A 25516-nucleotide genomic window follows, 5' to 3' on the forward strand; every position below is an offset into this window, starting at 1 on the left:
TGGATTGGAGCGGGCAGGCTGGGAAGACCCCCTCCCCGCCCCGCGTCACTCGCCCTTCCAGACGGGCGTGCGCTTGTTCAGGAAGGCATCCATGCCTTCGCGGAAGTCCTGGCTCATGTAGCACATCAGCACCAGGTCCCGGCCCTCCTCGGAGCTGATCTGCGGCCGCAGCCGGGCGATCGCCTCCTTGGTGGCGCGCAGCGTCAGCGGGGCGTTGTTGGCGATGGTGCGGGCCAGTTCCAGGGCGCGGGCCTGCAGGTCGCCGCCCTCCGGCACCACCTCGTGCAGCAGGCCCATCGACTTGGCCTCCTCCGCATCATAGAGGCGGGCGGTGAAGATCATCTCCTTGACGCGGGAGGGGCCGACCAGCGCCACCAGCCGCGAGAAGGCGCCCATGGAGAGGATGTTGCCCAGCGTCCGGGCGATCGGGAAGCCGAAGCGGGCGTTGGCCGCGCCGACACGGATGTCGGACGAGGCCGCGATGGCCCCGCCGCCGCCGGTGCAGGCGCCGTTGATGGCGGCGATGATCGGCTTTGGGCAGGACTCCAGCTTGGTGACGATGCGGCCGATCCGCTCCTCGTACTGGATAGCGTCTTCCGGCGTCTTGAAGGCGCGGAACTGGTTGATATCGGTGCCGGCGGCGAAGGCCTTGTCCCCGGCGCCGGTCAGGATGATGGCGCGCACCGACTTGTCGTCGGCCACCTGCTCGCAGAAGGCGCCCAGCCGCTCGTACATGGCGAAGGTGAAGGCGTTGCGCGCTTGCGGCCGGTTGAAGGTCACGCGGGCGATGCCGCCTTCCAGCGTCTCGAACAGGATATCATCGGCGTCGCTCATGGTCGGGCTTCCCTCGGTTCCGTTCCCTCGGGCGCACCGGCCAACGCCTTGGGCAGGCGAAGCCGCGCCCTCACCTTCGCTCTTACGGGCGACCCTGGCGGCTGTAAACCGGCCTCGACAGTAGGCCCTTCATCGAAACTTCATCGGTTTCCCCTGCCCGAACCACGCCAGGACGGCTAGGTGAAACGTCGCCTTCCCGGGTAAGGACACACCATGATGCGGCGTTCGAGCTTTCTGCTGCTGGGCTTCTCGGCCCTGGCGGTCCCCTTCATGCCCCTGACGGCCGCGATGGCCCAGGCGGAACCCTCCGGCCCGCTGGTGCTCTACACCAGCCAGCTTGAGCCGGACGCCGCCCGGACGGTGGAACTGTTCCAGAAGCGCCACCCGCAGGTGAAGGTCGAGTGGATCCGCGGCGGCACCAACCAGATCATGCCGCGCCTGCGGGCCGAGATCGCCGCCGGCGCGCCCAAGGCGGACGTGCTGCTGCTGGCCGACAGCCTGACCTTCGAGGGGCTGAAGCAGGAAGGCCTGCTGCGCCCGAGCCCGGAGGTGCAGACCGGCAACACCCCCGCCGGCATCCACGACCCGGACCGCACCTATTTCGGCACCAAGCTGCTGACCACCGGCATCGTGATGAACACCCGCGCTCCCTTCACGCCGAAGAGCTGGGCGGACCTGCTGCGGCCCGAGGCGCAGAACATGACCGCCATGCCCTCGCCCAGCGTCTCCGGCGCTGCGGCGATCCATGTCCAGGCGGTTGCCCAGACGCCCTCGCTCGGCTGGGAGTACTGGGAGAAGCTGGCCAAGGCAGGGGTGCAGCCGCGCGGCGGCAATGGCGCGGTGATGCAGGCCGTGGCGGGCGGCGAGCGCGCCTTCGGCATGGTGGTGGACTACATGCCGATCCGCGAGGCCGCAAAGGGCGCCCCGGTGCGCTTCATCTTTCCCGAGGGGGGCGTCAGTGCCATCACCGAGCCGGCGGCGGTGCTGAAGTCCAGCAAGAACCCCGAGGCGGCCGCGGCCTTCATCTCCTTCCTGCTCTCCAGGGAGGGCCAGGAACTGGCCTCCAGCCAGGGCTTCCTGCCGGCCGACCCGAACGTGGCGCCGCCGGAGGGCTTCCCCGATCCCAAGACCATCAAGCTGCTGCCCTTCGACGCGGCCAAGGCGACGGCGAACCGGGAGCAGGACCTGCGCCACTTCAACCAGATTGTCGGCCAGTAACCCCTCGGCGCCGTCCTCGCGGACGGCCCCGCATCCGCTGGCCCAGCCTGGCGCTGCCCAGCGCCGGCGCTGGCGGCTGCCGTTCTTCCCGACCCTTGCCCTGCTCTGGCTGGCGCTGGTGGGGTTGGCACCGGCGTTGCGCCTGCTGGCCGAGGCCGCCGGCCCCACCCTTCCACGCCTCGCAGGGGATGCGGGCGTCTGGCGTGCCGCCGGGCGCAGCCTGCTGGTCGCCGGCGGCGCCACCGCGCTGGCCACGCTGCTCGGCACCGCCCAGGCCGGGCTGCTCCTGCTGCGCGACCTGCCCGGGCGGCGCGGGCTGATCTTTCTGTGCATCCTGCCTCTGCTGGTGCCTGCGCAGATCCTGGCGCTGGCTTTCATCCAGATGGGCGGCCCCTCCTCGCCGCTGCTGCTGGCACTGGGTCTTGCGCCGCCGCTGGGCACCACAAACCCCTTCTACGGCGCGGGCGGCATGATGCTGTTGCTCGGCATCCAGGGCGCCCCGCTGGTGCTGCTGGCCATCGCGGCGCTGGTGCGGCGCGTGCCGGGCGAGTTGCTGCCCGCCGCCCGCGGCATGGGCGCCAGCCCCGGCGTCGCGTTGCGGCGGGTGGTCTGGCCGCTGCTGCTGCCAGGCGTGCTGGCGGGGTCGGGACTCGCCTTCGTCGCGGCCCTGGGCAATTTCGGCGTTGCCGCGCTGCTTGGCATCCCGGGCCGCTACACGTTGCTGACGGTGCTCATCTGGCAGCGGCTTTCCGCCACCGGCCCGGCGGCGCTCTCCCAGGTGGCGGTGCTTTCACTGCTGCTGGCGCTGCTCGCCCTCCCCGGCCTGCTGGCGCAGTTCGTCGCGGCGCGGCGCTCCGGCTGGGCGGCAGGCCGGCCCTTCGAGCCGATTCCAGCCTCCCCCCTGGCCCGTGCCGCGCTGGTGCCGCTCGGCCTCTACCTGGTGCTGGTGCTGCTGCTGCCGCTGGCTTCGCTGCTCACCTCCTCGCTCGTGCCGGCCATGGGCGTGCCGGTCTCGCCAGCGACGGTGACGCTGCGCCATTTCGCCGCCACGCTGGCGCCCGGGGCGCATACCCGGGCCGCCTTCGGCAACTCGCTGCTGCTCTCCGGCGGCGCGGCGCTGGTGCTCGCCGCCGCGGCACTGCCGGTTGCCCTTTCCCTGCGCCACCGCCCCGTGCGCTGGGCGACGCTGGGGGTGGACCTGCCCTATGCCTTGCCAGGCGCCTGCACCGCGGTCTCCGTCATCCTGCTGGTGCTGGGGCTGCCGGGCGGCGGGGCGATCTACGGCACGCTGGGGCTGATCCTCTTCGCCTATCTGGCGCGCTTCCAGGCCCTCGCCCTGCGGCCGGTGGCTGCCGCGGCGGCCCGGCTCGACCCGGCGCTGGAGCACGCCGCGCGTGGCATGGGCGCCGGGCCGCTGCTGCGCATGGCGGTGGTGCAACTGCCGCCGCTTGCCCCGGCCCTGGCCGCGGGTGCCATTCTCGTCGTGCTGCTGGCGGTGAACGAGGTGACGGTCAGCAGCCTGCTGCGCGGCCCCGGGACGGTGACGCTCGGCGTTCTGGTGTTCAACCTGCAGGACGGCGGACAGAGCCCCCAGGCGGCGGCGGTGTCCTGCCTCTCCCTGCTGCTGGTGGCGGGGCTCATGGGGGCGGCCACGCTGCTCGGCCGCCGCCTGCCGGCAGGCACCCTGCCCTGGCGACCCTGAGCGCCGCGAGGAACTCCATTGTGCTCCTCGCGGTCCAAGCCAATTCTTAGCCTGACCGCAAGCGTTTTCGAACCAAAGGAGCACCGCTTTGGCGAAGTTTCCCGTTCCACAGCGCCTGGCGCCCTATGCGCTGGCCGCGTTGCGCATCATCGCCGCCCTGCTGTTCCTGGAGCACGGCACGCAGAAGCTGCTCGGCTTCCCGGCCCCGCCGCCGGGCGGCAACCTGCCGGCTGCCTTCACCCTCGCCTGGACGGCGGGCGTACTCGAACTTGCCGGTGGAGCGCTTCTGGCGCTGGGCCTGTTCACGCGGCCAGTGGCCTTCGTGCTCTCGGGGCAAATGGCGGTCGCCTACTTCATGGCGCACGCGCCGCGCAGCTTCTTTCCCGTGCTGAACGGAGGCGATGCCGCCATCCTGTATTGCTTCATCTTTCTTTACCTGGTCTTCGCCGGGCCAGGCGCCCTGAGCCTGGACGGGCGCCGGCGCTGAGGCGCCGCCGGGCGGGGTTGCTCGCCCCGCCCAACCCCGCCGCCTTCAGCGGTCCTCCAGGTCGAGCGCGTAGCCGGCGCTGCGGACGGTGCGGATGATGTCCACGTCGCCCTCCCCGTTCACCGCCTTGCGCAGACGCCGGATGTGCACGTCCACCGTTCGTGGCTCCACATGGATGTCACGCCCCCAGACCGCGTCCAGCAACTGCTCGCGCGAGAAGACGCGGCCAGGATGCTGCAAGAAGAACTCCAGCAGCCGGTACTCGGTGGGACCGAGATGCAGTGCGCGCCCGTCGCGCGCAACGCGATGCGCGTCCTGGTCCATCGTCAGGTCGTGCCAGCTCAGCATGCCCTTGGCACCGACGCTGCCGGAACGGCGCAGCAGGGCGCGGATGCGCGCCAACAGCGCCTCCATGGCGAAGGGCTTGGCGATGTAGTCGTCGGCGCCGGTGTCGAGCGCGCGCACCGCATCCTGATCCTCCGTGCGGGCGGTGACCATGATGATCGGCATGCTGCGCGTGTCGGGCCGGCGGCGAAGCTGGCGGCAGACCTCCAGGCCGGAGAGCGCCGGCAGCATCCAGTCCAGCAGCACAAGGTCGGGCGGCGCCTCGGCCACGCGCATCAGCGCCTCCTGGCCGTCGGCGGCCTCGTCCACCTGGAAACCCTGCTTCTCCAGGTTGTAGCGCAGCAGGGTCAGCAGCGGTGCCTCATCCTCCACCACCAGGATGGTCGGGCGGGAGAGGCCGGTGTTCAGTTCAGCCATCGGGGCGGGCCTTTCTCGCGCGCTCAGGCCGGCGGCCGGACGACGGTGTAGGCGGAGGCGTCCGACTTCGGGCGGTCCTCCGGCAGGTTCCTGCCGAGCAGCGCGTAATGGACCGTCTCGGCGATGTTGGTCGCGTGGTCGCCGATGCGCTCCAGGTTCTTGGCGATGAACAGCAGATGGGTGGCCGCGGTGATGTTGCGCGGATCCTCCATCATGTGCGTCAGCATCTCGCGGAAGATGCCGTTGTAGATGTCGTCCACGGGCGCGTCGGCGCCCCAGACGCGCTCGGCGACGGCGGGGTCCTCCTTGACCAGCGCGTCCATCGCGTCCTTCAGGTTCTCCTGCACCAGCTTCGCCATCCACTGGAAGCCGTTGAGGCTGCCGAGCTGCGGCTGCTGCGCGACGACGATGGCGCGCTTGGCCGCGTTGCGGGCATAGTCGCCGATGCGCTCGATGTCGGTGGAGATCTTCATCGCGGCGACGATCAGCCGCAGGTCGGCGGCCATCGGCTGGCGGAGCGCCAGAAGGCGGACGCAGAAGTTCTCGATCTCGGCCTCCAGCGCGTCGATCTCGCCGTCGCGGCCGATCACCTCGCTGGCCAGCTCGACGTCGCGGCGGATGAGCGCGGTGACCGCATCGGCCACCTGGCGCTCGGCGAGGCCTCCCATGCGAGCCACCAGCTCGCGCAGGCGCTTCAGCTGTTCCTCATAGGATCGCACGATATGCTCGCTCTGCGGGTTTTCCATGGTGCTGCTCCGGTCAGCCGAACCGGCCGGTGATGTATTCCTGCGTGCGCTTCTGCGCCGGCGCCGTGAACATCTGCTCCGCCGGCGCCACCTCGATCAGCTCGCCCAGATAGAAGAAGGCCACCTGGTCGGCACAGCGCGCGGCCTGCTGCATGTTGTGCGTGACGATGACGATGCTGAAGTCGCGCTTCAGCTCGTCGATCAGCTCCTCGATCTTCAGCGTCGAGATCGGGTCGAGCGCCGAGGTCGGCTCGTCGAGCAGGATGACCTCCGGCCGCACCGCGATGGTGCGGGCGATGCAGAGGCGCTGCTGCTGGCCCCCCGAGAGGCCCATGGCGCTGGTGTTGAGCCGGTCCTTCACCTCGCCCCAGATGGCCGCCCGCGTCAGCGCCCATTCCACCCGCTCGTCCATCTGCGCCTTGGAAAGCCGCTCGTGCAGGCGGATGCCGAAGGCGATGTTCTCGTAGATGGTCATCGGGAAGGGCGTCGGCTTCTGGAACACCATGCCGATGCGGGAACGCAGCGCGTTCAGGTCCACGTCGGCGTCGAGGATGTTCTTGCCGTCCAGCAGCACCTGCCCGGTGGCCCGCTGGCCGGGATAGAGGCTGTACATGCGGTTGAGCACGCGCAGCAGCGTGGACTTGCCGCAGCCGGAGGGGCCGATCATGCCCGTCACCTGCCGGTCCGGCAGGTCGAGGTTGATGTTCTTCAGCGCCTTGTGGGCACCGTAGTAGAAGTCCAGCTCGCGCACGGAAAGGCGCGCATCGTTCAGTGCCACGCCGGAGCGGGCGCGCAGGCCACCGAGGCTGGCGGCGTCGGTGGGGGTGTTCCGGGTCATGGACTCGCCCATGGTGTCCTCACTTCCTGCCGCGCAGCGCGAGGCGCGCGATGATGTTGAGCCCGAGCACGCCGAGCGTGATGATCAGCGCGCCGGCCCAGGCCAGCGCGATCCAGTCCTCGTAGGGAGAGCCGGCATAGGAGAAGATGGTGATCGGCAGGCTCGACATCGGCGCGCTGAGGCTGAGCGACCAGTTCAGGTTGCCGAGCGAGGTGAACAGCAGCGGCGCCGTCTCGCCGGCCACGCGTGCGATCGCCAGCAGCACGCCGGTCATGATGCCGCTCGCCGCCGCCCGCCAGCAGACCAGGGTGATCATCTTCCATTTCGGCGCGCCAAGGGCGATCACAGCCTCGCGCAGCGTGTCCGGCAGCAGGCGGAGCATGTCTTCCGTGGTACGGACGACGATCGGGATGACGATCACCGCCAGCGCCGCCGCGCCCGCCCAGCCGGAGAAGCCGCCGAAGGGCACCACCAGAACCTGGTAGACGAAGAGGCCGATCAGGATCGAGGGAGCCGAAAGCAGGATGTCGGAGACGAAGCGCACGGCGTTCGCGAGCGGCGAGTTCTTGGCGTATTCGGCCAGGTAGGTGCCGACCAGCAGGCCGATCGGTGTGCCGATGGCGGTGCCGATGGCGGTCTGGATGAGGCTGCCGATGATCGGGTTCAGCAGGCCGCCGCCCGAGCCCGGCGGCTTGGTGACGGTGGTGAACACGTTCAGCGAGATCGCCGAGAAGCCATTCCAGAACAGCGTCACCAGGATCGAGAGCAGCAGCAGCAGGCCGGCTGCCGTGGCGGCGTAGCAGGCGGCCTTGACCGCCGCTGCCACGCGGCGGCGGCGGCGGCCCAGCGCGGCGGCCACCTTGGCGTCCTTGGTCGGGCCGCCGGTGGCGGGGGAGAAGGTGGTGGCGCTCATCGGCTCAGCCCCGCAGCCGCGTGCGCAGCAGGAAGCGCGAGGCGGCCAGAACGATGAAGGAGATGACGAAGAGGATGAAGCCCAGCCCGAGCAGCGCGGAAAGCTTCAGGCTGCCGAGCTGCGCCTCCCCGAACTCCAGCGCGACAACCGAGGCGATGGTGTTGCCGGGACCGAACAGGCTGGTGGAAATGCGGTTGGCGTTGCCGATGACGAAGGTGACCGCCATGGTTTCGCCAAGCGCTCGCCCCAGCCCGAGCATGATGCCGCCCACCACAGAGACGCGCGTGTAGGGAAGGACGACGTTGCGCACCACCTCCCACTGCGTGCAGCCGAGGCCGTAGGCGCTCTCCTTGTACACCGCGGGCACGGTCTCGAAGACGTCGCGCATCGTCGCGGCGATGAAGGGCAGCACCATGATCGCCAGGATCAGCGCGGCGGTGAAGATGCCGGTGCCGAAGGGCGGCCCGGCGAAAAGCTCGCCGATCAGCGGCAACTCGCCGAACTTGTCGATGAAGAAGGGCTGGATGTGCATCGACATCAGCGGCACGATCAGGAAGAAGCCCCACATGCCGTAGATGATCGAGGGAATGGCGGCCAGCAGCTCGATGGCCATGCCGACGGGCCGGCGGAGCCAGGCCGGAGCCAGCTCGGTCAGGTAGAAGGCGACGCCGAACGCCACCGGCACGGCGAAGATCAAGGCCAGCACGGCCGTGACCACGGTTCCATAGATCGAGACGCCGGCGCCGAACACTTCCGCCACCGGGTCCCACTCCGTCGAGGTGACGAAGCTGAGGCCGAAGGCGCGGAAGGCCTGCAGCCCGCCCAGGAACAGCTCGACGATGATGGCCCCGAGCAGCAGCAGCACAAAGATGCCCGCGCAGCGGCAGGCCAGGGCGAAGACGGCGTCGCCCGCCGCGCCGGAGCTTCGGCCGCCGAGGGCGGTGGGGCCGCGGGGGGCCTGGGCGGGAACAGGTACGGCCTGCTGCAATGTCCGAGCTCCGTGTGCCGGGATGGTCGAGCGCCGCCTCGGCGGCCTGGATGGGCGAAGCGGGCGGCACCGCGTGAGGTGCCGCCCGTCCGCCGCTCCGGTGTTTACCCGATCTTACTTAGCCGGCCACAGGGCCTTGCCGTCCACGGTGATCTGCGCCCACTTCGCGCGGACCTGGTCCTCCACCGCCTGCGGCAGCGGGATGTAGTCGAGCTGGGTGGCCAGGCTGTCGCCCTCGCGATAGGCCCAGTCGAAGAACTTCATCACGTTCTGCTCGCGGGCCGCGTCCTGCGGGTTCATCGGCAGCAGGATGAAGGTCGGGGAGACAATCGGCCAGGACTTTTCGCCCTGGGTGTCCACCAGGTTGGCGGCGAAGTTCTGCACCGACCAGTCCGCGTGGGAGGCGGCGGCCTCGAAGGCCTCTGTGGTCGGGCTGACGAACTGGCCGGCCTTGTTGCGCAGCTGGGTGGTGACCAGCTTGTTCTGGTGGGCGTAGGCGTATTCGACGTAGCCGATGGCGCCGCGCACGTTCCGCACCATGCCGGCCACGCCCTCGTTGCCGCGCGCCCCGGTGCCGGTGGCCCACTTCACGGAGGTGCCGACACCCACCTTGTCCTTGAACTCGGGCGCGACGGCCGAGAGGTAGGAAATCCAGACATAGGTCGTGCCGGAGCCGTCAGCCCGGTACACCGGGGCGATGGCCATGTTCGGCAGCTTCAGGTCCTTGTTCAGCTCGACCAGCTTGGGGTCGTTCCACTTGGTGATCTTGCCCAGGTAGATGTCGGCCAGCACCTCGCCGGTCAGGCGCATCTTGCCGTCCTCGACCCCCGGCACGTTCACCACCGCCACGAGGCTGCCCATGGTGGCGGGGAACTGGAGAAGCTTGTTCTCCTCGAGCTGCTCGTTGGTCATCGGGGCGTCCGAGGCGCCGAAATCCACCGTGCGGTTGCGGATCTGCGCCTGGCCGGCGCCCGAACCGACGGACTGGTAGTTCAGCTGGATACCCGTCGGCTCGCGGGCCGCCTCGCCCCACTTCTGGTAAAGCGGAGCCGGGAAGCTGGCACCCGCGCCGGTGATGCTCGCCTGCTGCGCGTGCCCGGCGGCCGAGAGGCCGATCGTCGCCACCACACCCGCAGCCAAAGCCATAAGCCGATTGCTCACCGTGTCTCTCCGTTTCTGCGCCCGGCAGCCGCTTGCTCACGGCCTCGCGGGCGAACTCGGTTGCGGCCTTCTAGGCGAGGGAGGCGACGCTTCTATTTCAGTTCGGTGAAGCTTCGATGACAGGGCCAAGGGTCCAATGCGGCGCGACCACCATTCGCCACAGGCTGCAACCGACAGGGGGCGGGTGGGGTTCTCGGAAACACCGGCCGCGACACCGCTCCTGGTCAGACCCGTCTTCCACGGCGCGACCGGTGCGTCGACGCTGGCTTGCCGGAAGGATACCCCATGACCCAGCCGCAGGATCCGCCCCCCGCCGTGCAGCCGCGGCAGCCCGGCCGCGAATGGGCGATGGATCCCGCCCCGCGCTCCGCGATGCAGGGCTACCGCGCCGCCGGCAAGCTGGAGGGCAAGGTGGCGCTTGTCACGGGTGGCGACAGCGGCATCGGTCGCGCGGTGGCGGTGGGCTTCGCGCGGGAAGGTGCAGAGGTGGTCATCGCCTATCTCGAGGAGCATGACGACGCGCGCGAGACGGGGCGGCTGATCGAGGCAGCCGGGCGTCAGGCCATGCTCTGCCATGGCGACCTTGGCGACGCCGGAGTGGCCGAGCGGCTGGTGCGGGAGACGGTGGCGCGCTTCGGCCGCATCGACATCCTGGTGAACAATGCAGGCGAGCAGCATGTCCATCTCGACTTCGCCACCATCCCCCTGGAGCAGGTGGAGCGCACCTTCCGCACCAACATCCTGGCGCAGTTCTGGCTGACCCGCGCGGCGCTGACGCATATCCCCGCGGGCGGGGCGATCATCAACTCGACCTCCGTGACCGCCTTCCAGGGCCATCCGAGGCTGATCGACTATGCCTCGACCAAGGCGGCCATTGTGGGCTTCACGCGCTCGCTCGCGCTGTCGCTGGCGCCGCGCGGCATCCGGGTGAACGCCGTTGCGCCCGGCCCGATCCGCACGCCTCTGATTCCGGCAAGCTATGACGAGGCGAAGCTGGCCCAGCACGGCGAGAACACGCCTCTCGGCCGCGCCGGCGAGCCGGACGAGGTCGCCCCCTGCTACATCTTTCTGGCTGGCCCTGACGCTTCCTACATGACCGGCCAGGTGCTGCATCCGAATGGCGGCATGGTTGTGAATGGGTAGGGGACAGGCAACCTTCACGGTCCCGCAAGCGTGATCCCTCGCCTCCCTGGGAGGCGAGCGCATTTTACGCCATAGGCTTAGGCCACCTGTCGGCCTCGCCGCCCCGGGTGGCTTCCCGCCATTCGGCGTTCGCTGCCCCGGTATCCTTCGTGAGCGCTGTGACCGTGAAGCACCCGTGATCCAGATCTTCGCTCGGCTTCCCAGAATGTCGACCATGTGCGGCGGCTTGGCCGTGGCCCTCGCCTGCGCCGGCGCGAGCCTGCTGGGCAGGGCCGCGCTGCTGGATGTCTGCCAGCCATCGCCCGGGCTCGTGCTGTTCTACCCGGCCGTCCTGGTGGCCGGCGTGCTTGCGGGCCGTCCGGCCGGCCTCGCGGTGGTGGGGGCGGAGGCACTCACCCAGGCCTGGCTCCTGCAGGCTACCGGCTCCGCTCCGGCCGAGGCCTGCGGCCTGCTGCTCTCGCTGGTGACCGGTGCGGCGGTCGCCTTCGCGGCCGGCGAGCTGCGGCACGCGCTGGACGAGGCTCATGCGCTGAGAAAGCGCCTGCAACGCATCCACGAGCTTGTGGATGTCGGCGAGTGGGAATGGCTGCCGGACGGCAGCGCGGTGCAGCTCTCGGAGCGTGCCTGGGCCATGCTGGGCCAGCCTGCGCAGGCACAGCCGGTGAGCGCCGGGCAGTTCTACACCATGCTCGATCCCGGCGACGTCGCGGCGCTGCGCGGGACCGTTGTCGCTGCCCTCGCCGGCCGTCGTTCCACGCTGGCGATGGAGTTCCGCGTGCCTGCCGCCGAGGGCGAAACCCAGTGGCGGCAGATGCGGGGGTTGCCGCAGAACGAGTCCGGCGGCCTCACCGGGGTGCTGACCGACACCACGCCGCAGCGTCGGATGGAACAAGCCTTTCGCCGCGCGGCGGCGCGCCAGGAGCTGATCTATCGCGAGCTCACCCACCGCGTGAGAAACAACTTCCAGCTTGTGGCGAGCCTGCTGCGCCTGCAGTCGCGCCGCGTCGATCCGGCGCTCCGCCCCGTGCTGGAGAGCGCCATCCATCGCATGGACGGGATGGCCGCGCTGCATGCGAGCCTCTCCCAGGCCGGCACCGAAGGCCAGATCGCCTTCGGCGGCTACCTGCGTGAGATCCGCGACCACCTCGCGCGTCTTCACGAGGGCGGACCGGCCATCACCTTGTTGGTCGAGGACGACAGCATCCTGCTGCCGGCCGACCGCGCGCTGCTACTGGGCCTGGCGGTCGTGGAACTGGTCGGCAACGCGGCACAACATGCTTTCCGCCCCGGAGAGGACGGCCATATCGCGCTGGGCTTCCAGGTGGTGCGAGAGGGCTTCCGCCTCTGGGTGGAGGATGACGGCAAGGGCTTCGAGGAACTGGAGCCGATGCGCGCGGCCGGCTTCGGCATGATGCTGGTGCAGTCCTGCGCGCATCAGCTGGACGGCGAGCTGGTCGTCGAGCGGGCGCCGGCGACGCGCTTCGAACTCCGCCTTCCTCCGCACGTGATCGAGCCGGAAGTCTAGAAGGCCGGCCTCGCGAGGCCGGCCACGGTTTCACTCTTTGCCGGAGCCTTCCGGCTTATCCCACCCGACCGAACTGCTCGGGTCGGAGGTGGCCGGCGGATCGCTTGCCGGAAAGGTATCCTCCAGCGCCTTCTCGTGCTCCTGCTCGGTCTTCTTCTTGTCCCGCGTCTTGTCAGCATCCGTCTCGCTGGGTGCGCGTTCGCCGTTGCGGGGCTCCATGGCCGACATTGGTCGTTCTCCTGTACCGGGCCCGGCGAAGGGAGGCGGGCCATGCAGGAGCAACCCCTGGAAGCCAAGCGGGTTGCAGCGGCGAATGGCTCAGTTCAGGCCGCCATTCCGCTGGCCGGCAGTGGCCAGGGCGTCGCATACCGCGAGGCTCAGGCGGAAGCTGCAGAACGGCTTGGGCACGACATAGACGGGGCGCCCGGGCTCCGCCCCCTCCAGCGCATCCTCCGGGCAGGCGGTGACATAGACGACCGGCACGCTGGTCTCGTCGCCCAGTGCGGCCACGATGCGCCGGCCTTCGTCCCGCAGCAGGCCGAGCCGCAGGTCGGAGAGGATCAGGTCCGGTACGCCCTGCTGCAGCAGCGCCTCCGCTTCCGCGCGGTCGGCGGCGATGCCGCGCACGCGGTGGCCCAGGTCGCGCATCAGCATCGAGAGATCGAGCGCGATCAGCGTCTCGTCCTCGATGATCAGGATCTCGGCCTGCCGCGGCGGTGCCAGTTCCCGCCAGGTCGCGCGCAGCATGGCCTCAACGGTGGCGACGTCCCGCCGCACGATGCAGGCAATCTCGGCCGCGCTGAACCTCATCATGTGATAGAGCAGGAGCACCGTCCGGCGCAGGGGAGAAAGCCTCTCCAGGCGGCGTGCGAGCCACGCATGGGCGAACCTGCCGGCCGCGTCGGGACTGCGGGGCGGCGCGGAGGCCTCGGCGAGAAGCCGCGCGGCCAGACCGGCGAAGGCGTCCCCCCCTCCCTTCTGCGACGGCAGCGCGGCGAGCTCATCCTGCACCGCCCGGAAAAGATGCAGTCTGGCCGCAGGGTCGCTGGCGCGCGGGCGATTCTCCAGAAGGGCGAGCAAGGCCGCCTCGACAACCCGGTTCGCCAGCGCCACGCAGCCCGTCGCGGCGCGGGCGAACCGGCATAGCTCGCCGAGCAGCCCTTCCGCCTCCTGCGGGCTTAGCGTCATGGCCACCCTTCCCTTCCGCATCGCGCCAACCGTTTCCCGGTCCTGAAGCAGGCCTGCAACAGTGCCTGCAAAACGGCAAGGACTACCCCGAAGACCACTTTTCACATCGTCATGAGGCTGCGTGTTCCAGTAAGCTGGTGGCCACGCTGGAAGATTGCGCCGATGGTCAAGCCTGCCTTTCCGCCCCCGTCGCCGGACGACAGCCCGCAGCGCCCCGGCACTGCCGCCTCCGTGCTGCGCGCCCCGGCGGCCTCGCCGGAGGAGGCAGCCGGCCATCAATGGCTTGATGAGCGCATCCGCGAGCAATACCAGGACGCGGCCAGTGAAGCCCTGCCAGAGCGCCTGGTCGCCTTGATCCGGCGCCTGTGCGACCAGCGCCGTTGAAGGCCGGCCGCCGCGTGCCCCGGCGGGACGGCGAGCCTTCCGCCGCAGGAGCGTCAGGCCGCCACCAGCGCCGCTGAGGTTCGAGCTTCCCCAGGCGGCTTCCGTCCTCGCCGGAACCCATCTCCCGCCGCGCCGCCGATGCGCCTTCGCCGTTTCGCGGGACCGTCACCGGCCCATCACGCGCCTGCCTCGGAACACCGGCTAACCAAGGCCTTCCGTGCCCGGGAGCCCTGCCATGCGCGATACCCTGCCCCGCCCTCTGGCGGAGATCCCTCGCCCAGGCGCCAATGCCGCCCTCTTCCTCCGGCGGTGGTTGGCCAACCCGCTGCAGATGGGCTCGGTTGTGCCTTCCTCGCCCGTGCTGTGCCAGCGCATCGCCGAACGAGTCACCCGGGGGCCGGACGAATACGTGCTCGAGCTCGGCGCCGGCACCGGCGTGCTGTCCCGTGCCCTGCTGCGGCACCACGTGCCACCGGAGCGGCTGATCGTGGTCGAGATCGAGCCCGCCATGGCAGCCTGGCTGCGTGAGACGCTGCCCGGCGTGCGGGTGGTCTGCGGCGATGCCTTCGACCTTGCCCGCAGCCTGCCGCCGGAGGCACGGCAGCGGATCGGCACGGTGATCTGCGGCATTCCCCTGGTGCTGCTGCCACTCGAGCGGCAGCGCCGGTTCCTGGCCAGCCTGCGGTCGGTGGCCGGCAGCCGCGGCTTCCTTCTCTACAGCTATTGCATCACCTCTCCCCTGCCCTGGCGCAAGCTGAACCTCCAGGCCAGGCGCGAGGCCTGGACGCCCTGGAACATCCCGCCCGCCAGCGTCTGGCGCTACACGCCCGCGGCTTGAGCGCCGCTCAGCCGCGCAGGGGAACGAGCTGGCTGCGGAACTGCGCCGCGCATGTCGCCCAGGAGAAGCGCTCCGCCTGGGCGCGACAGGCGGAGCGGGAGATCTCCAGCGCGCGCAGGCAGGCGGCGCGCAGATCCTCGTCCAGCGCACCGACCGGCTCGGCGGCGTCCGCCGTCACCGCCAGCGGCCCCGGCTGCGGGTGCGCGGCAAGCGGCGTGCCGCAGGCCAGCGCCTCCAGCAGGACCAGGCCGAAGGTGTCGGTGCGCGAGGGAAAGACGAAGACGTCGGCCGAGGCGTAGGCGGCCGCCAACGCCTCGCCGCGCAGGAAGCCGGTGAAATGCGCCTGCGGGAAGCGGCGCTGCAGGGCGGCACGGGCCGGCCCGTCGCCCACCACCACCTTGGAGCCGGGCAGGTCCAGCGCCAGGAAGCGCTCCACGCCCTTCTCTGCGGCCAGGCGCCCGGCCTGCAGGAAGATCGGGCGCGGCAGGCCGGGCAAGGCGTCCGGCAGGCCGGGCCGGAACAACGCCGTGTCTACCCCGCGCGACCAGCGGCGCAGGCGGCCGAAGCCCTGGGCCGCCAGCTCCTGCCGGAGCGCATCGGTGGCGACGAAGGTCCCGGCGGCGGGCGCGTGGAAGCGGCGCAGCGCCCGCCAGGAAAGCGCCACCGGCACGCCGAAGCGCAGCCGGAGGTATTCCGGAAAGCGGGTATGGAAGGCGGTGGTGAAGCGCCAGCCGCGCCTCCGGCAAAGTCCGCGCATGGCCCAGCCGAGCGGCCCCTCGGTGGCGATGTGGACCGCCTCCGGCGCGAACTCCGCCACCATGGCGGACAGCCGGCGGGGCGGGCAGAAGGCGAGCCGCAGGGCGGGCTCCCCTGGAGCCGGCATGCCGGGGAAGCGGTCGGGGCCGAGCACGAGCACCTCGTCGCCGGCCTGGCGCAGTGCCTGCGTGGTCATGGTCAGGGTGCGCACCACGCCGTTCACCTGTGGCGCCCAGGCGTCGGTGGCGAGCAGCAGCCGCATCAGCGCGCCGCGGCCAGGGCGGGGGCCGGCAGCGCCGGCGGCGCGGCATGGCCGCGGCGCTGCTCGGCGGCCCAGTCGATCAGCTCGAAGCGGCCATCGGCGTGTTCGACGAGGGCGCTGCAGCTTTCCACCCAGTCTCCGTCGTTCATGTAGGTGATGCCGTTCACCACCCGCATCTCCGCATGGTGGATATGGCCGCAGATCACGCCGTGGAAGCCGCGGCGGCGGGCCTCCTCCGCCAGCGCGACCTCGAAGCGATCGATCGCCTTCACCGCCTCCTTCACCTGGCGCTTCAGCCATTGGGACAGCGACCAGTAGGGGTAGCCCAGCCGGCGCCGAACCGCGTTGAACCATCGGTTGGCGGTGAGCGCGGCGTCATAGGCCCAGTCGCCGAGATGCGCGAGCAGCGTTGCGTAGCGCACCACGCTGTCGAACTCGTCGCCATGGATCAGCAGGAACCGGCGGCCATCGGCGGCGACATGCTCCGCCTCCCGCACCAGACTGACGCCCGCCACCGCGAATTCCGGCCCGGCCCAGTCACGGAACACCTCGTCATGATTGCCGGGGATGTAGGTGACACGGGTGCCGGCGCGGGCCATCTCCAGCACGCGGCGGATCACCCGGTCATGCAGCGGGTCCCAGTACCAGGAGCGGCGAAGGCGCCATCCGTCCACGATGTCGCCGACGAGGTAGAGCCGATCGCACTCCACCCGGCTGAGGAAGTCCAGCAGCAGGTCGGCCCGGCAGCCGCGCATGCCGAGATGCGTATCGGAGATGAAAACGGCGCGATAGCGGCGCTGGGCGAGGCTGGGCGTCATTCCGGCGTCCCTCGGCTGAACCCCCGCCTTTGGCGAATCTGCCGCCGGCAGGTTGGGTTGCGTCCGGACTGCCCCTTAGAAGAGGGATGCGACGCTGCCGTGACCGTCGGATGACAGCCGCTTGACGAATTTCGCCGGCCGGCCCTCGCGCGGCCCTTCCCCGCCGTGCCTCAGCGCCCAGCGGCGGCGGGTTCATTCGCCAGGCCCTCAGGCCTGCCCCGTGCCTCCAGGATGCCCGGCTGGTCCAGGCCGCGTCGCCGCCGTGGCCGCTCTGGCCGCCTGGCGGTTGTTGCCGCCGCTCCTGGCGCTCCTCGCAGGCGCGCCGCGCCGCTGAGCATGACCGGACGCGCGGCGTGGATCCCGGTTTCGCGTCCTCGCCTCCGGGCCGCCGCGGCATGGTTGCGATCCTCTGCCGCAGGCGTAGTCTGTTCATCTCTCGTCACTGCAGGATCTCCACCATGACGCCTCCGCCTCCCGCCTCCCCCGCTCACGGCGCCAACTCGCCGGCGGCACGGGACATCGCCCATGTCCTGCACCCCTATACGGACCAGAAGGCCCATCGCGAGAAGGGCCCGCTGATCATCACGGGCGGCAAGGGCGTGCGCGTCACTGACGAGGCGGGGCGCGAATACATCGAGACGGTGGCCGGGCTGTGGTGCGCCTCGCTCGGCTTCGAAAACGAGCGGCTGGTGCGCGCCGCCACCGAGCAGATGCGCAAGCTGCCCTTCTACCATGCCTTCACCGGCCGCTCGCACATGCCGATGATCGAGCTGGCGGAGATGCTGATCGAGCGCGCGCCGGTGCCGATGAGCAAGGTGTTCTTCGCGAACTCCGGCTCGGAGGCGAATGACAGCGCGCTGAAGATGATCTGGTACGTCAACAACGCGCGGGGGCGGCCGCAGAAGAAGAAGGTCATCGCCCGCAAGAAGGGCTACCACGGCGTGACCATCGCCTCGGCCAGCCTGACCGGCCTGCCGGCCAACCACAAGCTGTTCGACCTGCCGATCGCCGGCATCCTGCACACCGAGACGCCGCACTTCTACCACGAGGGACGCCCCGGCGAGTCCGAGGAGGATTTCGCCACCCGCCTGGCCGAGGAACTGGACGCGATGATCGTCGCGGAAGGTCCGGAAACGGTCGCCGCCTTCTTCGCCGAGCCGGTGATGGGCGCCGGCGGCGTGATCGTGCCGCCCGCCACCTATTTCGAGAAGATCCAGGCCGTGCTGCGCAAGCACGACGTGCTGCTGGTGGCCGACGAGGTGATCTGCGGCTTCGGCCGCACCGGCAACTACTGGGGCAGCCAGACCATGGGGATGCGGCCGGACATCCTGACCTGCGCCAAGGCCCTCTCCTCCTCCTTCCTGCCGATCTCGGCGGTGATGGTGAACGAGCGCGTCTTCGAGGCGCTGGCCGAGGGCAGCCACCAGATCGGCACCTGGGGCCATGGCTTCACCTATTCGGGCCACCCCGTTTCCGCCGCCGTCGCGGTCGAGACGCTGAAGATCTACGACGAGCAGGACCTGGTGGCGCATGCCGCCGAGGTGGGCGCGCTGATGCAGCGCCGCCTGCGCGAGCGCCTGAATGACCATCCGCTGGTCGGCGAGGTGCGCGGCGTCGGCCTGGTCGCCGCGGTGGAGCTCGTCGAGGACAAGGCGGCGCGCCGCAACTACGACGCCGGGCGGAAGGTCGCCGCGCGCCTGGTGGCGCTGGGCGAGGAGAACGGTCTGATCCTGCGCGCCCTGCCGGGCGACAGCATCGCCTTTTCCCCGCCGCTGGTGATCTCCCCGGCCGAGGTGGAGGAGATGGTGGAGAAGTTCGGCCGGGCCGTGGACGCGCTTTCCGCCCAGCTCCGCCGCGAGGGGCTGGCCGTCGTTTGACCCATCGCCTGCCGCGCGCGCCCCTCGCCTGGGGCGCGCCGACGACGCCGCTCGCCATCGCCGCCCTGCTGGCGCCGTTGGCGGCGGTCCTGCAATCCAGGGCGATGGCGCCGGTGGCGCTGGTCGCCCTGATGGCCACCGTGCTGCTGGCGCGGCGCAGGCAGGGAAGCTGGCCCTGGCCGCGGGGCGCCGCCCTCTGGGCAGGGCTGGCGCTGGGCGCCTGGGGGGCGCTCTCCGGCCTCTGGGCGCTGGAACCGTCCCGCGCCCTGACCTCCGGCCTTTCCCTGGCGGGCCTGGTGCTCCTGACGGGGGCCGCCGTGCGCGCCGTGGGCGCCGACCATCCCGGAAATCGCCACCGGCTTGGCCGGGCCTTGCTGGCCGGCCTCGCGCTCGGGCTTGTCGCGGCCGCGCTCGACCACGCCACGAATTCCGGTCTGCGCGCGGCCGTCCGTGGCCTGCGCGCCATCCCTCCCGAACTGGCCTTTGGCCTGAAGCCGGCCGTTTCCGTTCTGGCGCTGCTGCTGCCCCTGCTGGCCGGGACCCTCCTACCGGCCCGCCTCCGCGTGGCATTCCTGGTGCTGGGCGCCGCCGTCGTGCTCTGGTTGCCGGGCGACACGGCGGCCATCGCCCTGCTGGCAGGGCTCGCGGTGCTGGCCCTCGCCTCGCTCGAGGGCTGGCGCCATCGGCCGCGCATCCTGCCCGCAGCGCTCGGCGCGGCGATGGCGGTGACGATGCTGGCCACTCCGCTCGTCCTTCCCGCGGTGCTGGCACATCTGGCGCCGGTGGTGGAGCGCCTGCCGCCCTCCGCCATCCACCGCCTGGTGATCTGGGACTTCGGACTGGACGCCGCCGCGCAGAAACCCTTGCGGGGCTGGGGTATGGAGGCGGCCCGCGCCCTGCCCGGCGGCAGGGAACATCCGGAGCCGGAACGGCTGGCGCGGCTTGGGGTGCACCGGCCGGACCTTCAGGTCTGGTTCTCCGCCCCGCACCTGGAGCTGATGCCGCTGCACCCGCATAACGGGCCGCTGCAGATCCGCCTGGAGCTCGGCTGGGTGGGCAGCCTGCTGGCCGCCGCTGCCCTATGGCTCCTGGCCCTGTCGGCGCGCGGGCTGGCCGCTGCCGCGGCAGCCTGCGGAACCATTGCCTCGGCCTTCGTCACTTTCCTGGCGAGCTTCGGCGTCTGGCAGAGCTGGTGGCTTTGCTCAATGGCGCTGGCCGCGGCTTTCGCCGCCGGGCTGCTGCCTCCTGACCGTTCAGACGGGCGCGTCGATACAACGCTGGCTCTATGAGCCGACGGATCTCCGCAACTGTAAATTATCCGTTACTCAACTTGTGCGCGCATTATAGGCGAAGCTAAATCACTCCCATCGTGGCTGTGCATTCGAAGCCGGCCCGATCGGGAGTCTTCCATGTTGGCCACAACGAGGCGGCGAGGGCTGATGGCGCTGGGCGCGGCCCTCGTCGGCGGCTTCCCCTCTCCCGCACGCAACCTGGAGTTCTCGCCTTCGCCCTGCCTCAGCGGGGTGGAGGAATGGGAAGAGTTCAAGCGCCTCTACCTGCTGCCGGAAGGCCGCGTGGTGGACACCGGGAACCAGAACAACTCACATTCAGAAGGCCAGGGCTGGGGGCTGCTTCTGGCCGAGGCCTTTGGCGACGCCGCCTCGTTCAACCGCATCCTGGCCTGGACCAGGGGCGAGCTTGCCCGCCCCTACGACGCCCTGCACGCCTGGGCCTGGCGTCCTGACCGGCCCGTGCACGTCGAGGATCGGAACAACGCCACCGACGGTGACATCTTCATCGCCTGGGCCGCGGCCCGTGCCGCCCGGCGCTGGGGACGGCCGGAGCTGCGGGAGCTGAGCCTCCGAATCCTTCAGGACCTGCAGCAGGCCTGCCTGCGCGTTGTCGGCGGCCAGCGGCTCCTGCTGCCTGCGGCCTTCGGTTTCGAGCATCCGGGCTACCTGGTGGTGAACCCGTCCTACTACGTGTTTCCCGCCTTCGCCGAGTTCGCGAACCTGATGCCCGGCGGGGACTGGCTCGGCCTGCAGCGGGATGGGCTCGACCTGTTGCGCCAGGCACGGTTCGGACGCTGGGGCCTGCCGCCCGACTGGCTGCAGCTTGCCTCGAACGGCGTTGCCGAGGCTCCGCGGCCGGCCCAGGGCTGGCCGCCCCGCTTCTCCTACGACGCCGTGCGGGTGCCGCTCTACCTGGCCTGGGCAGGCCTTCCGCACGAGCCCGCGGTGCAGGCGGCGGCGGAGTTCTGGGCGAGCACGCAGCGGCAGGACATGCCGGCCTGGGCGGAGCTGGTTTCCAACGCCACCGCCCCCTATCCGGCGGCTTCCGGCACGCGGGCGATCGCGCAGCTCGTGCGGGATCCGGCCGCCCTGCCCACGGACCTGCCCAAGGTGCGGGACGCGCAGAACTACTACGACGCCGCGCTGATCCTGCTGGCGCGCCTCGCCACCTTCGAGCGCTCCCTGCAGGCCTGAGAACTCAGCGGCCGCCCAGCAGGCCGGAGAGCAGCGCCGGCGGGAGGTTCACCACCGGGACGCCCGCGGGAAGCTGGAACCGTGCCGGGTCCTGGCGCCCGTAGGTGACGCGGGTCGCCTCCAGCCGGCCGTGCTTCCCTCCCCGCGCTCCTTCCGCCCGCAGGATCACGCCATCCTCGGTCAGGCAGACGGTGCCAGCGGCATCCTGCCTTCGGACCTGCCAGACCTCGCAGCGATGCCCCGCGACAGTGCCGCTGCCCGCGGGGGAGAGACGCGTGTCCGGTGGAATGCCGCCCAGCAGCGGCAACAGGTTGCCCGCGGGCAGCCGCACCGCCATGCCCTGCGCCTCGATCACCAGCAGCGCCTCATTGCGTGGCAGGTCAACCAGCACCCAGCCAGGCAGGCCTGGCGGCTCGGCGCGGATGCGATCGGAGGCCGCAAGCCAGGCCACCGGCACCAGCCGCGGCGCTTCGTTGCCGCCCTGCACGCGATAGGTCACCGCCACATCCCGCACCGGCCTGAGATGGGCGGGGCCGGGTTCGGCCCGGGCGGGAGTGGCGGTCCAGAGCGCGCCCAGCGCCAGCAGTCCGGACAGCACGCGTGAAAGGCGTTTCATGCAAACTCCTTAGCCGGGGCGCCATGCGGCGATGCCTTGCGCTTCCGCCCGGGCGGAAGCAGGCTGCAATGGAGCAGATACTTGAGGAGGAGAGGTCCATGAACAAGGTCGCCGTGGTGACGGGCGCGGGCAGCGGCGTCGGCCGTGCCGCCGCGCTGGCGCTGCTGGGTGGGGGCTGGAAGGTGGCGCTGGCGGGCCGCCGCGCCGACGCGCTGGAGGCCACCATCGCCGCCGCCGGCGAGAACGGCGCGAACTGCCTGGCCGTGCCGGCCGATGTGAGCGATGCCGCCTCCGTCGCCGCCCTCTTCGCCGCCGTGAAGGAGAAATGGGGCCGCTGCGACCTGCTGTTCAACAACGCAGGGCGCGGCAGCCCTGCCGTGGATTTCGACGAGATCACGCATGAGGACTGGTTCGGCGTGGTCGCGGCCAACCTGAACGGCGCCTTCCTCTGCGCCCAGGAGGCCTACCGCATGATGAAGCGGCAGGACCCGCAGGGCGGCCGCATCATCAACAACGGCTCCATCAGCGCCTATGCGCCGCGCCCGGGCTCCGCACCCTACACCGCCACCAAGCACGCCATCTCCGGCCTGACCAAGTCGCTCAGCCTGGACGGGCGCAAGTGGAACATCGCCTGCGGACAGCTCGACATCGGCAATGCCGCCACCGAGATGACCCAGCGCATGACCCAGGGCGTGCCGCAGGCCAACGGCACCACCATGGTGGAGCCGCGGATGGACGCCCGGCATGTCGGCGAGGCGGTGCTGCACATGGCTTCCCTTCCGCTGGATGCCAACATCCAGTCCATGACCATCATGGCCACCAAGATGCCCTTCGTCGGTCGCGGCTGAGGCGGGCCGCGCCATGCGCATCACCGCCATCGAGCCCTTCGTGCTGCATGTGCCGGTCACGGGCGATGGCATCGCCGACAGCACGCACACCCTCAGCCACTGGGGTGTGCCGGGGGTGGTGGTGCGCACGGATGCCGGCCTCACCGGCTATGGCTACACGGGCACCCATGCCCACCTGCCGACCGACCGGCTGATCGCCTCCTGCATCGGCGAGACCTATGGTCCGCTGCTCCTCGGCGAGGATCCGCGCGAGGTGCGCGCCCTCTGGTGGAAGATGAGCCGCTTTCCTCCGGCCCAATGGGTCGGACGGGGCGGCATCACCCACCTCGCCATCGCCGCCCTGGACGTGGCGCTCTGGGACATCAAGGCGAAGGCCGCGGGGCAGCCGCTGTGGCAGTTGCTCGGCGGCTCCTCCAGCAAGCGCATCGCCGCCTACAACACGGACTACGGCTGGCTCTCCATCCCGGACGACCGGCTCGTCGCCGGGATGCGGGAGGCCGTGGCGCGCGGCTATCGTGGCGTGAAGATGAAGGTGGGCAGCGAGGACTGGCGCACCGACGCTCGCCGTGTCGCCGCCGTTCGCCGCGCCATCGGGCCGGAGATCGCCCTGATGGTGGACGGCAACGGCAAATGGGACCTGCCCACCGCCCTCCGCCTCGCCCCGGCGCTTGCCGAGCATGACGTGCGCTGGTTTGAGGAACCGATCTGGTACGACGACGTCGAGGGCCACCGCCGGCTGGCGGAGGCCATCGCAACCCCGATCGCGCTCGGCGAGCAGCTTTACCTGCTCGACCATTTCCGCGCCTTCATCGCCGCCGGCGCCGTCCACTACGTGCAGCCCGATGCCGTGCGGCTCTCCGGCATCACCGAGTGGTGGCAGGTGGCGGAGCTGGCGCTGGCGCACCGGCTTCCCGTGGTGTCGCATGCCGGCGACATGGTGCAGATCCACCTGCACACCGCCATCGCCCACCCGGCCTGCGACAGCATGGAATACATTCCCTGGCTGCGGCCGATCTTCACTGAGCCGGCCGAGGTGGAAGGCGGCTTCTACCGTCCGCCGCAGGAGCCCGGCGCGGGCACGACCCTGCGGGCGGATGCGCTGGAGCGCTTCGGGGTGCGGTAGTGTGCAACGGCACGGACTTCAGGTGGGGAGGCACGCCTCCCCGCCAATCCCGCCGCGCCTCAGGAAGGGCGGCAGCCCCCGCTCGGGCGATCAGTCCACCTGCGCGCCGGAGCGGCGGATCACCTCGGCCCAGCGGGCGATGTCGCGCTCCTGCACGGCGCGAAACTCGGCCGGCGTGCTGATGGCGCTGGGCGTGATGCCCTGCGTCTCGATCAGCCACTTCCGAAAGTCGGGTGCGGAGATGACGCGCTGGATCTCGGCGTTCATGCGCGCCTGAATCGCTTCCGGAAGGCCCGGCGGCGCGAAGATGCCGTACCAGGTACTGCTGTCGAAGCCCGGCAACCCACAGGCCTCGGCGACGGTGGGCACGTCGGGCAATGCCGGCAGGCGCTTGGCGGTGGTGACAGCCAGTCCCGTCACCTGCCCCTGGCCGATATAGCCGATCGCCGGGCCGGACTGGTTGAAGAACACGTCCACATCGCCCGAGAGCAGCGCCGTCTGCGCGCCGGGCTGCCCGCGATAAGGCACATGCACCATGTCGAGCCCGGCCGCCTGGATGAACTGCGCGCCGGCCAGGTGCGTGGAGGCGCCGTTGCCGGTCGAGGCATAGTTCAGCGCTCCCGGTCTGGCGCGGGCCGCCGCGACGACGTCGGCGCAGGTCTTGTACTGCGGGCGCTTCTCGGCACTGACGGTCAGCACGTTCGGCACGTCGCCCAGATGCGTGACGGGCGTGAAGTCCTTCACCGGGTCGAAGGGCAGGCTGCGGTAGAGGGTGGCGTTGATGGCATGCGTGCCGGCCGTGCCGAACAGGAGCAGGTAGCCATCCGCCGGCGCCTTGGCGGCGAACTCGCTGGCGATGTTGCCGCCGGCGCCGCTGCGGTTGTCCACCACCACGGGCACGCCCAGGGCGCGGGTCAGCGGCTCGGCAAGCTTGCGCTGGTAGATGTCCACGCCAGAGCCGTTGGGAAAGCCCCCCATCAGGGTGATCGGGCGGTTGGGCCAGGACTCCGCCTGGGCCATGGCGGCAGGCGTGAGCAGGCAGGTGGCGGCGAGGGTGAGCAGAAGGCGGCGCATGAGCATCGGCTGGTCTGTCCTCTGACGCGTTCGTGGCTAGGCTAGCTTTCCACAGACGCGCCGAGAACCCGCAACCGCAACGATGCCGCTTCAGGCCGCGCCCAGCTCCTGCAGGCAGCGCGGCATCAACGCGCCGAGGCCGATGGAGTGGCCCGCGAGCTGCTGCCGGACCTGAAGCGCCTGCAGCCGCACCGCCTCCTTCTGCAGGTCGGTGCCGCCGAGAAGCAGCGGCCCAGGCTCGATTTCGGCGCCCTCGTCGGCCCAGAGGGTCATCCGCGCCTCCACCCGCCGTTGGCCCGCGGCGAAGCGCGCCTGCGCCACGGCGATGGAGGCCACCATTTCGCCAAGCGCCTCCAGGCTGCCCTGTGCTGTGTCCGCATCGGCAGGAACAGGCGGCATTTGCGTGGCGATCTGCTCCAGCATGCTCAACGAATCGGCCAGGCCGAAGCCATCCTCCAGCCCCGCCTCCAGAAGGCTCAGGCCGATGTCATGCGTGGCGACGAGAGAGGCCTGGATGTCGGCGGCCACCTGCCGGTACCGCAGCAAGGCCTCGGCCCATGCCTCGGGCGCGGTGCCAGGGCGTGCCAGCGCCTCCATGTGGATCCGCGCTCCGCAGACCCGGCCAACGACCGTGCCGAGAAGGCGCTGCACCAGGTCGAAAAGGGCGGTCGCGCTGTCAAGCAGCCTGTCGGTGGCCAACAGGCCTGGAGGCGTCGCTGGCAGGGTGGAGGGCGGCAGGGTGGAGAGCGGCAGGGTGGAGAGCGGCAGGGCGGGCGAAAGTCCGCCCGTGGCAGCGGAGCCAAATGCCATGGAATTTTTCCCTTCAGCCGGTCCTGGCCGGCACCGGGAAGGAGTTTGAACGGGAGCGAGTAAAGATCTGACTAAAACAAATAAAAAACCCCCGGCGCCGCTGAGCGCCGGGGGCTTTC

General features: G+C 70.6%; 26 protein-coding genes. 12 read left to right on the forward strand and 14 right to left on the reverse strand.

Annotated features, from left to right (window positions below; translation table 11 throughout):
- Positions 1-45: 45 nt before the first annotated feature.
- Positions 46-834, reverse strand: a complete 789-nt coding sequence (locus tag E0493_RS00910; protein ID WP_160935027.1) for an enoyl-CoA hydratase/isomerase family protein — start codon at positions 832-834, stop codon at positions 46-48.
- A 213-nt stretch (positions 835-1047) separates the two neighbouring features.
- Here E0493_RS00910 and E0493_RS00915 point away from each other — a divergent pair, with 213 nt between their 5' ends.
- The 3 genes from E0493_RS00915 to E0493_RS00925 all read left to right on the forward strand — a co-directional run bounded on the left by E0493_RS00915 (position 1048) and on the right by E0493_RS00925 (position 4241).
- Positions 1048-2052: an ABC transporter substrate-binding protein gene (locus E0493_RS00915; RefSeq protein ID WP_235913515.1), complete on the forward strand. Its 1005-nt coding sequence runs from the start codon at positions 1048-1050 to the stop codon at positions 2050-2052.
- The gene (locus tag E0493_RS00920; RefSeq protein WP_235913516.1) at positions 2039-3754 is read left to right on the forward strand and encodes an ABC transporter permease; all 1716 of its coding nucleotides are present in this window, start codon (positions 2039-2041) and stop codon (positions 3752-3754) included. Before E0493_RS00915 ends, E0493_RS00920 begins: the two co-directional genes overlap by 14 nt.
- A gap of 88 nt (positions 3755-3842) precedes the next feature.
- A complete protein-coding gene (locus E0493_RS00925; protein WP_160935028.1) occupies positions 3843-4241 on the forward strand; it encodes a DoxX family protein in 399 nt (132 codons plus the stop codon).
- 45 nt (positions 4242-4286) lie between these two features.
- Here the strand turns inward: E0493_RS00925 and phoB are convergent, their stop codons facing one another.
- The 6 genes from phoB to pstS all read right to left on the reverse strand — a co-directional run bounded on the left by phoB (position 4287) and on the right by pstS (position 9649).
- Positions 4287-5003, reverse strand: a complete 717-nt coding sequence (gene phoB, locus E0493_RS00930; protein ID WP_160935029.1) for a phosphate regulon transcriptional regulator PhoB — start codon at positions 5001-5003, stop codon at positions 4287-4289.
- A 23-nt stretch (positions 5004-5026) separates the two neighbouring features.
- Positions 5027-5749 (reverse strand): phosphate signaling complex protein PhoU, encoded by a 723-nt coding sequence (gene phoU / locus E0493_RS00935; protein ID WP_160935030.1) that lies wholly within the window; start codon positions 5747-5749, stop codon positions 5027-5029.
- A 13-nt stretch (positions 5750-5762) separates the two neighbouring features.
- Entirely contained in the window at positions 5763-6587 is an 825-nt protein-coding gene (gene pstB / locus E0493_RS00940; protein ID WP_408888314.1) for a phosphate ABC transporter ATP-binding protein PstB, read from the reverse strand.
- Positions 6588-6606: 19 nt separating this feature from the next.
- Complete coding sequence (gene pstA / locus E0493_RS00945; RefSeq protein ID WP_160935031.1) at positions 6607-7500, reverse strand: phosphate ABC transporter permease PstA; 894 nt, start codon at positions 7498-7500, stop codon at positions 6607-6609.
- A gap of 4 nt (positions 7501-7504) precedes the next feature.
- Complete coding sequence (gene pstC, locus E0493_RS00950; protein ID WP_160935032.1) at positions 7505-8488, reverse strand: phosphate ABC transporter permease subunit PstC; 984 nt, start codon at positions 8486-8488, stop codon at positions 7505-7507.
- A gap of 114 nt (positions 8489-8602) precedes the next feature.
- Entirely contained in the window at positions 8603-9649 is a 1047-nt protein-coding gene (gene pstS, locus E0493_RS00955; protein ID WP_367614432.1) for a phosphate ABC transporter substrate-binding protein PstS, read from the reverse strand.
- Positions 9650-9934: 285 nt separating this feature from the next.
- On the opposite strand from pstS, the gene E0493_RS00960 reads away from it, so the two are divergent.
- Together E0493_RS00960 and E0493_RS00965 are read left to right on the forward strand one after the other, a co-directional pair.
- A complete protein-coding gene (locus E0493_RS00960) occupies positions 9935-10792 on the forward strand; it encodes a glucose 1-dehydrogenase (protein WP_160935033.1) in 858 nt (285 codons plus the stop codon).
- A 214-nt stretch (positions 10793-11006) separates the two neighbouring features.
- Entirely contained in the window at positions 11007-12317 is a 1311-nt protein-coding gene (locus tag E0493_RS00965) for a sensor histidine kinase (RefSeq protein ID WP_160935034.1), read from the forward strand.
- Positions 12318-12347: 30 nt separating this feature from the next.
- Here E0493_RS00965 and E0493_RS00970 read toward each other — a convergent pair whose 3' ends face one another.
- Complete coding sequence (locus E0493_RS00970) at positions 12348-12545, reverse strand: hypothetical protein (RefSeq protein WP_202396828.1); 198 nt, start codon at positions 12543-12545, stop codon at positions 12348-12350.
- 90 nt (positions 12546-12635) lie between these two features.
- Positions 12636-13505: a response regulator gene (locus E0493_RS00975; protein WP_160935035.1), complete on the reverse strand. Its 870-nt coding sequence runs from the start codon at positions 13503-13505 to the stop codon at positions 12636-12638.
- Positions 13506-13667: 162 nt separating this feature from the next.
- Here E0493_RS00975 and E0493_RS00980 point away from each other — a divergent pair, with 162 nt between their 5' ends.
- Both E0493_RS00980 and E0493_RS00985 read left to right on the forward strand, forming a co-directional pair.
- The gene (locus E0493_RS00980; RefSeq protein ID WP_160935036.1) at positions 13668-13889 is read left to right on the forward strand and encodes a NepR family anti-sigma factor; all 222 of its coding nucleotides are present in this window, start codon (positions 13668-13670) and stop codon (positions 13887-13889) included.
- 235 nt (positions 13890-14124) lie between these two features.
- Complete coding sequence (locus E0493_RS00985) at positions 14125-14727, forward strand: class I SAM-dependent methyltransferase (RefSeq protein ID WP_160935037.1); 603 nt, start codon at positions 14125-14127, stop codon at positions 14725-14727.
- Between the two features lie 7 nt (positions 14728-14734).
- Here the strand turns inward: E0493_RS00985 and E0493_RS00990 are convergent, their stop codons facing one another.
- Both E0493_RS00990 and E0493_RS00995 read right to left on the reverse strand, forming a co-directional pair.
- Positions 14735-15745, reverse strand: coding sequence for a glycosyltransferase family 4 protein (locus tag E0493_RS00990; protein ID WP_160935038.1), 1011 nt, complete (start codon positions 15743-15745; stop codon positions 14735-14737).
- Complete coding sequence (locus E0493_RS00995; protein WP_160935039.1) at positions 15745-16563, reverse strand: UDP-2,3-diacylglucosamine diphosphatase; 819 nt, start codon at positions 16561-16563, stop codon at positions 15745-15747. The genes E0493_RS00990 and E0493_RS00995 overlap by 1 nt, the downstream gene beginning before the upstream one ends.
- 458 nt (positions 16564-17021) lie before the next feature.
- On the opposite strand from E0493_RS00995, the gene E0493_RS01000 reads away from it, so the two are divergent.
- The 3 genes from E0493_RS01000 (at position 17022) to E0493_RS01010 (ending at position 20926) form a co-directional block, all read left to right on the forward strand.
- On the forward strand, positions 17022-18440 hold the full coding sequence (locus E0493_RS01000) for an aspartate aminotransferase family protein (RefSeq protein ID WP_160935040.1): 1419 nt from the start codon (positions 17022-17024) through the stop codon (positions 18438-18440).
- On the forward strand, positions 18437-19729 hold the full coding sequence (locus E0493_RS01005; protein ID WP_160935041.1) for an O-antigen ligase family protein: 1293 nt from the start codon (positions 18437-18439) through the stop codon (positions 19727-19729). Before E0493_RS01000 ends, E0493_RS01005 begins: the two co-directional genes overlap by 4 nt.
- 120 nt (positions 19730-19849) lie before the next feature.
- Positions 19850-20926, forward strand: a complete 1077-nt coding sequence (locus E0493_RS01010) for a glycosyl hydrolase family 8 (protein ID WP_235913518.1) — start codon at positions 19850-19852, stop codon at positions 20924-20926.
- 4 nt (positions 20927-20930) lie between these two features.
- Here E0493_RS01010 and E0493_RS01015 read toward each other — a convergent pair whose 3' ends face one another.
- Positions 20931-21542 carry a hypothetical protein gene (locus E0493_RS01015; RefSeq protein WP_160935042.1) on the reverse strand — a complete coding sequence of 204 codons (612 nt, stop codon included), beginning with the start codon at positions 21540-21542 and terminating at the stop codon, positions 20931-20933.
- A gap of 98 nt (positions 21543-21640) precedes the next feature.
- Between E0493_RS01015 and E0493_RS01020 the strand changes: the two genes are divergently transcribed.
- Positions 21641-22390 carry an SDR family oxidoreductase gene (locus E0493_RS01020; protein WP_202396829.1) on the forward strand — a complete coding sequence of 250 codons (750 nt, stop codon included), beginning with the start codon at positions 21641-21643 and terminating at the stop codon, positions 22388-22390.
- Between the two features lie 13 nt (positions 22391-22403).
- Positions 22404-23513 (forward strand): mandelate racemase/muconate lactonizing enzyme family protein, encoded by a 1110-nt coding sequence (locus tag E0493_RS01025; protein WP_160935044.1) that lies wholly within the window; start codon positions 22404-22406, stop codon positions 23511-23513.
- A 90-nt stretch (positions 23514-23603) separates the two neighbouring features.
- On the opposite strand, the gene E0493_RS01030 is transcribed toward E0493_RS01025, so the two are convergent.
- Together E0493_RS01030 and E0493_RS01035 are read right to left on the reverse strand one after the other, a co-directional pair.
- Entirely contained in the window at positions 23604-24593 is a 990-nt protein-coding gene (locus tag E0493_RS01030; protein WP_160935045.1) for a Bug family tripartite tricarboxylate transporter substrate binding protein, read from the reverse strand.
- Positions 24594-24677: 84 nt separating this feature from the next.
- A complete protein-coding gene (locus tag E0493_RS01035) occupies positions 24678-25397 on the reverse strand; it encodes a hypothetical protein (RefSeq protein WP_160935046.1) in 720 nt (239 codons plus the stop codon).
- Between the last annotated feature and the right edge of the window lie 119 nt (positions 25398-25516).

Source organism: Teichococcus coralli, assembly GCF_009829925.1.
Classification (GTDB): domain Bacteria; phylum Pseudomonadota; class Alphaproteobacteria; order Acetobacterales; family Acetobacteraceae; genus Pseudoroseomonas; species Pseudoroseomonas coralli.

Coding starts and splice junctions, on each gene's coding strand:
- E0493_RS00910 (WP_160935027.1), bottom strand. CDS start 834: ATGAGCGACGCCGATGATATCCTGTTCGAGACGCTGGAAGGCGGCATC.
- E0493_RS00915 (WP_235913515.1), top strand. CDS start 1,048: ATGATGCGGCGTTCGAGCTTTCTGCTGCTGGGCTTCTCGGCCCTGGCG.
- phoB (WP_160935029.1), bottom strand. CDS start 5,003: ATGGCTGAACTGAACACCGGCCTCTCCCGCCCGACCATCCTGGTGGTG.
- phoU (WP_160935030.1), bottom strand. CDS start 5,749: ATGGAAAACCCGCAGAGCGAGCATATCGTGCGATCCTATGAGGAACAG.
- pstB (WP_408888314.1), bottom strand. CDS start 6,587: ATGACCCGGAACACCCCCACCGACGCCGCCAGCCTCGGTGGCCTGCGC.
- pstA (WP_160935031.1), bottom strand. CDS start 7,500: ATGAGCGCCACCACCTTCTCCCCCGCCACCGGCGGCCCGACCAAGGAC.
- E0493_RS00960 (WP_160935033.1), top strand. CDS start 9,935: ATGACCCAGCCGCAGGATCCGCCCCCCGCCGTGCAGCCGCGGCAGCCC.
- E0493_RS00965 (WP_160935034.1), top strand. CDS start 11,007: ATGTGCGGCGGCTTGGCCGTGGCCCTCGCCTGCGCCGGCGCGAGCCTG.
- E0493_RS00970 (WP_202396828.1), bottom strand. CDS start 12,545: ATGTCGGCCATGGAGCCCCGCAACGGCGAACGCGCACCCAGCGAGACG.
- E0493_RS00975 (WP_160935035.1), bottom strand. CDS start 13,505: ATGACGCTAAGCCCGCAGGAGGCGGAAGGGCTGCTCGGCGAGCTATGC.
- E0493_RS00980 (WP_160935036.1), top strand. CDS start 13,668: ATGGTCAAGCCTGCCTTTCCGCCCCCGTCGCCGGACGACAGCCCGCAG.
- E0493_RS00985 (WP_160935037.1), top strand. CDS start 14,125: ATGCGCGATACCCTGCCCCGCCCTCTGGCGGAGATCCCTCGCCCAGGC.
- E0493_RS00990 (WP_160935038.1), bottom strand. CDS start 15,745: ATGCGGCTGCTGCTCGCCACCGACGCCTGGGCGCCACAGGTGAACGGC.
- E0493_RS00995 (WP_160935039.1), bottom strand. CDS start 16,563: ATGACGCCCAGCCTCGCCCAGCGCCGCTATCGCGCCGTTTTCATCTCC.
- E0493_RS01000 (WP_160935040.1), top strand. CDS start 17,022: ATGACGCCTCCGCCTCCCGCCTCCCCCGCTCACGGCGCCAACTCGCCG.
- E0493_RS01010 (WP_235913518.1), top strand. CDS start 19,850: ATGTTGGCCACAACGAGGCGGCGAGGGCTGATGGCGCTGGGCGCGGCC.
- E0493_RS01015 (WP_160935042.1), bottom strand. CDS start 21,542: ATGAAACGCCTTTCACGCGTGCTGTCCGGACTGCTGGCGCTGGGCGCG.
- E0493_RS01020 (WP_202396829.1), top strand. CDS start 21,641: ATGAACAAGGTCGCCGTGGTGACGGGCGCGGGCAGCGGCGTCGGCCGT.
- E0493_RS01025 (WP_160935044.1), top strand. CDS start 22,404: ATGCGCATCACCGCCATCGAGCCCTTCGTGCTGCATGTGCCGGTCACG.
- E0493_RS01030 (WP_160935045.1), bottom strand. CDS start 24,593: ATGCTCATGCGCCGCCTTCTGCTCACCCTCGCCGCCACCTGCCTGCTC.
- E0493_RS01035 (WP_160935046.1), bottom strand. CDS start 25,397: ATGGCATTTGGCTCCGCTGCCACGGGCGGACTTTCGCCCGCCCTGCCG.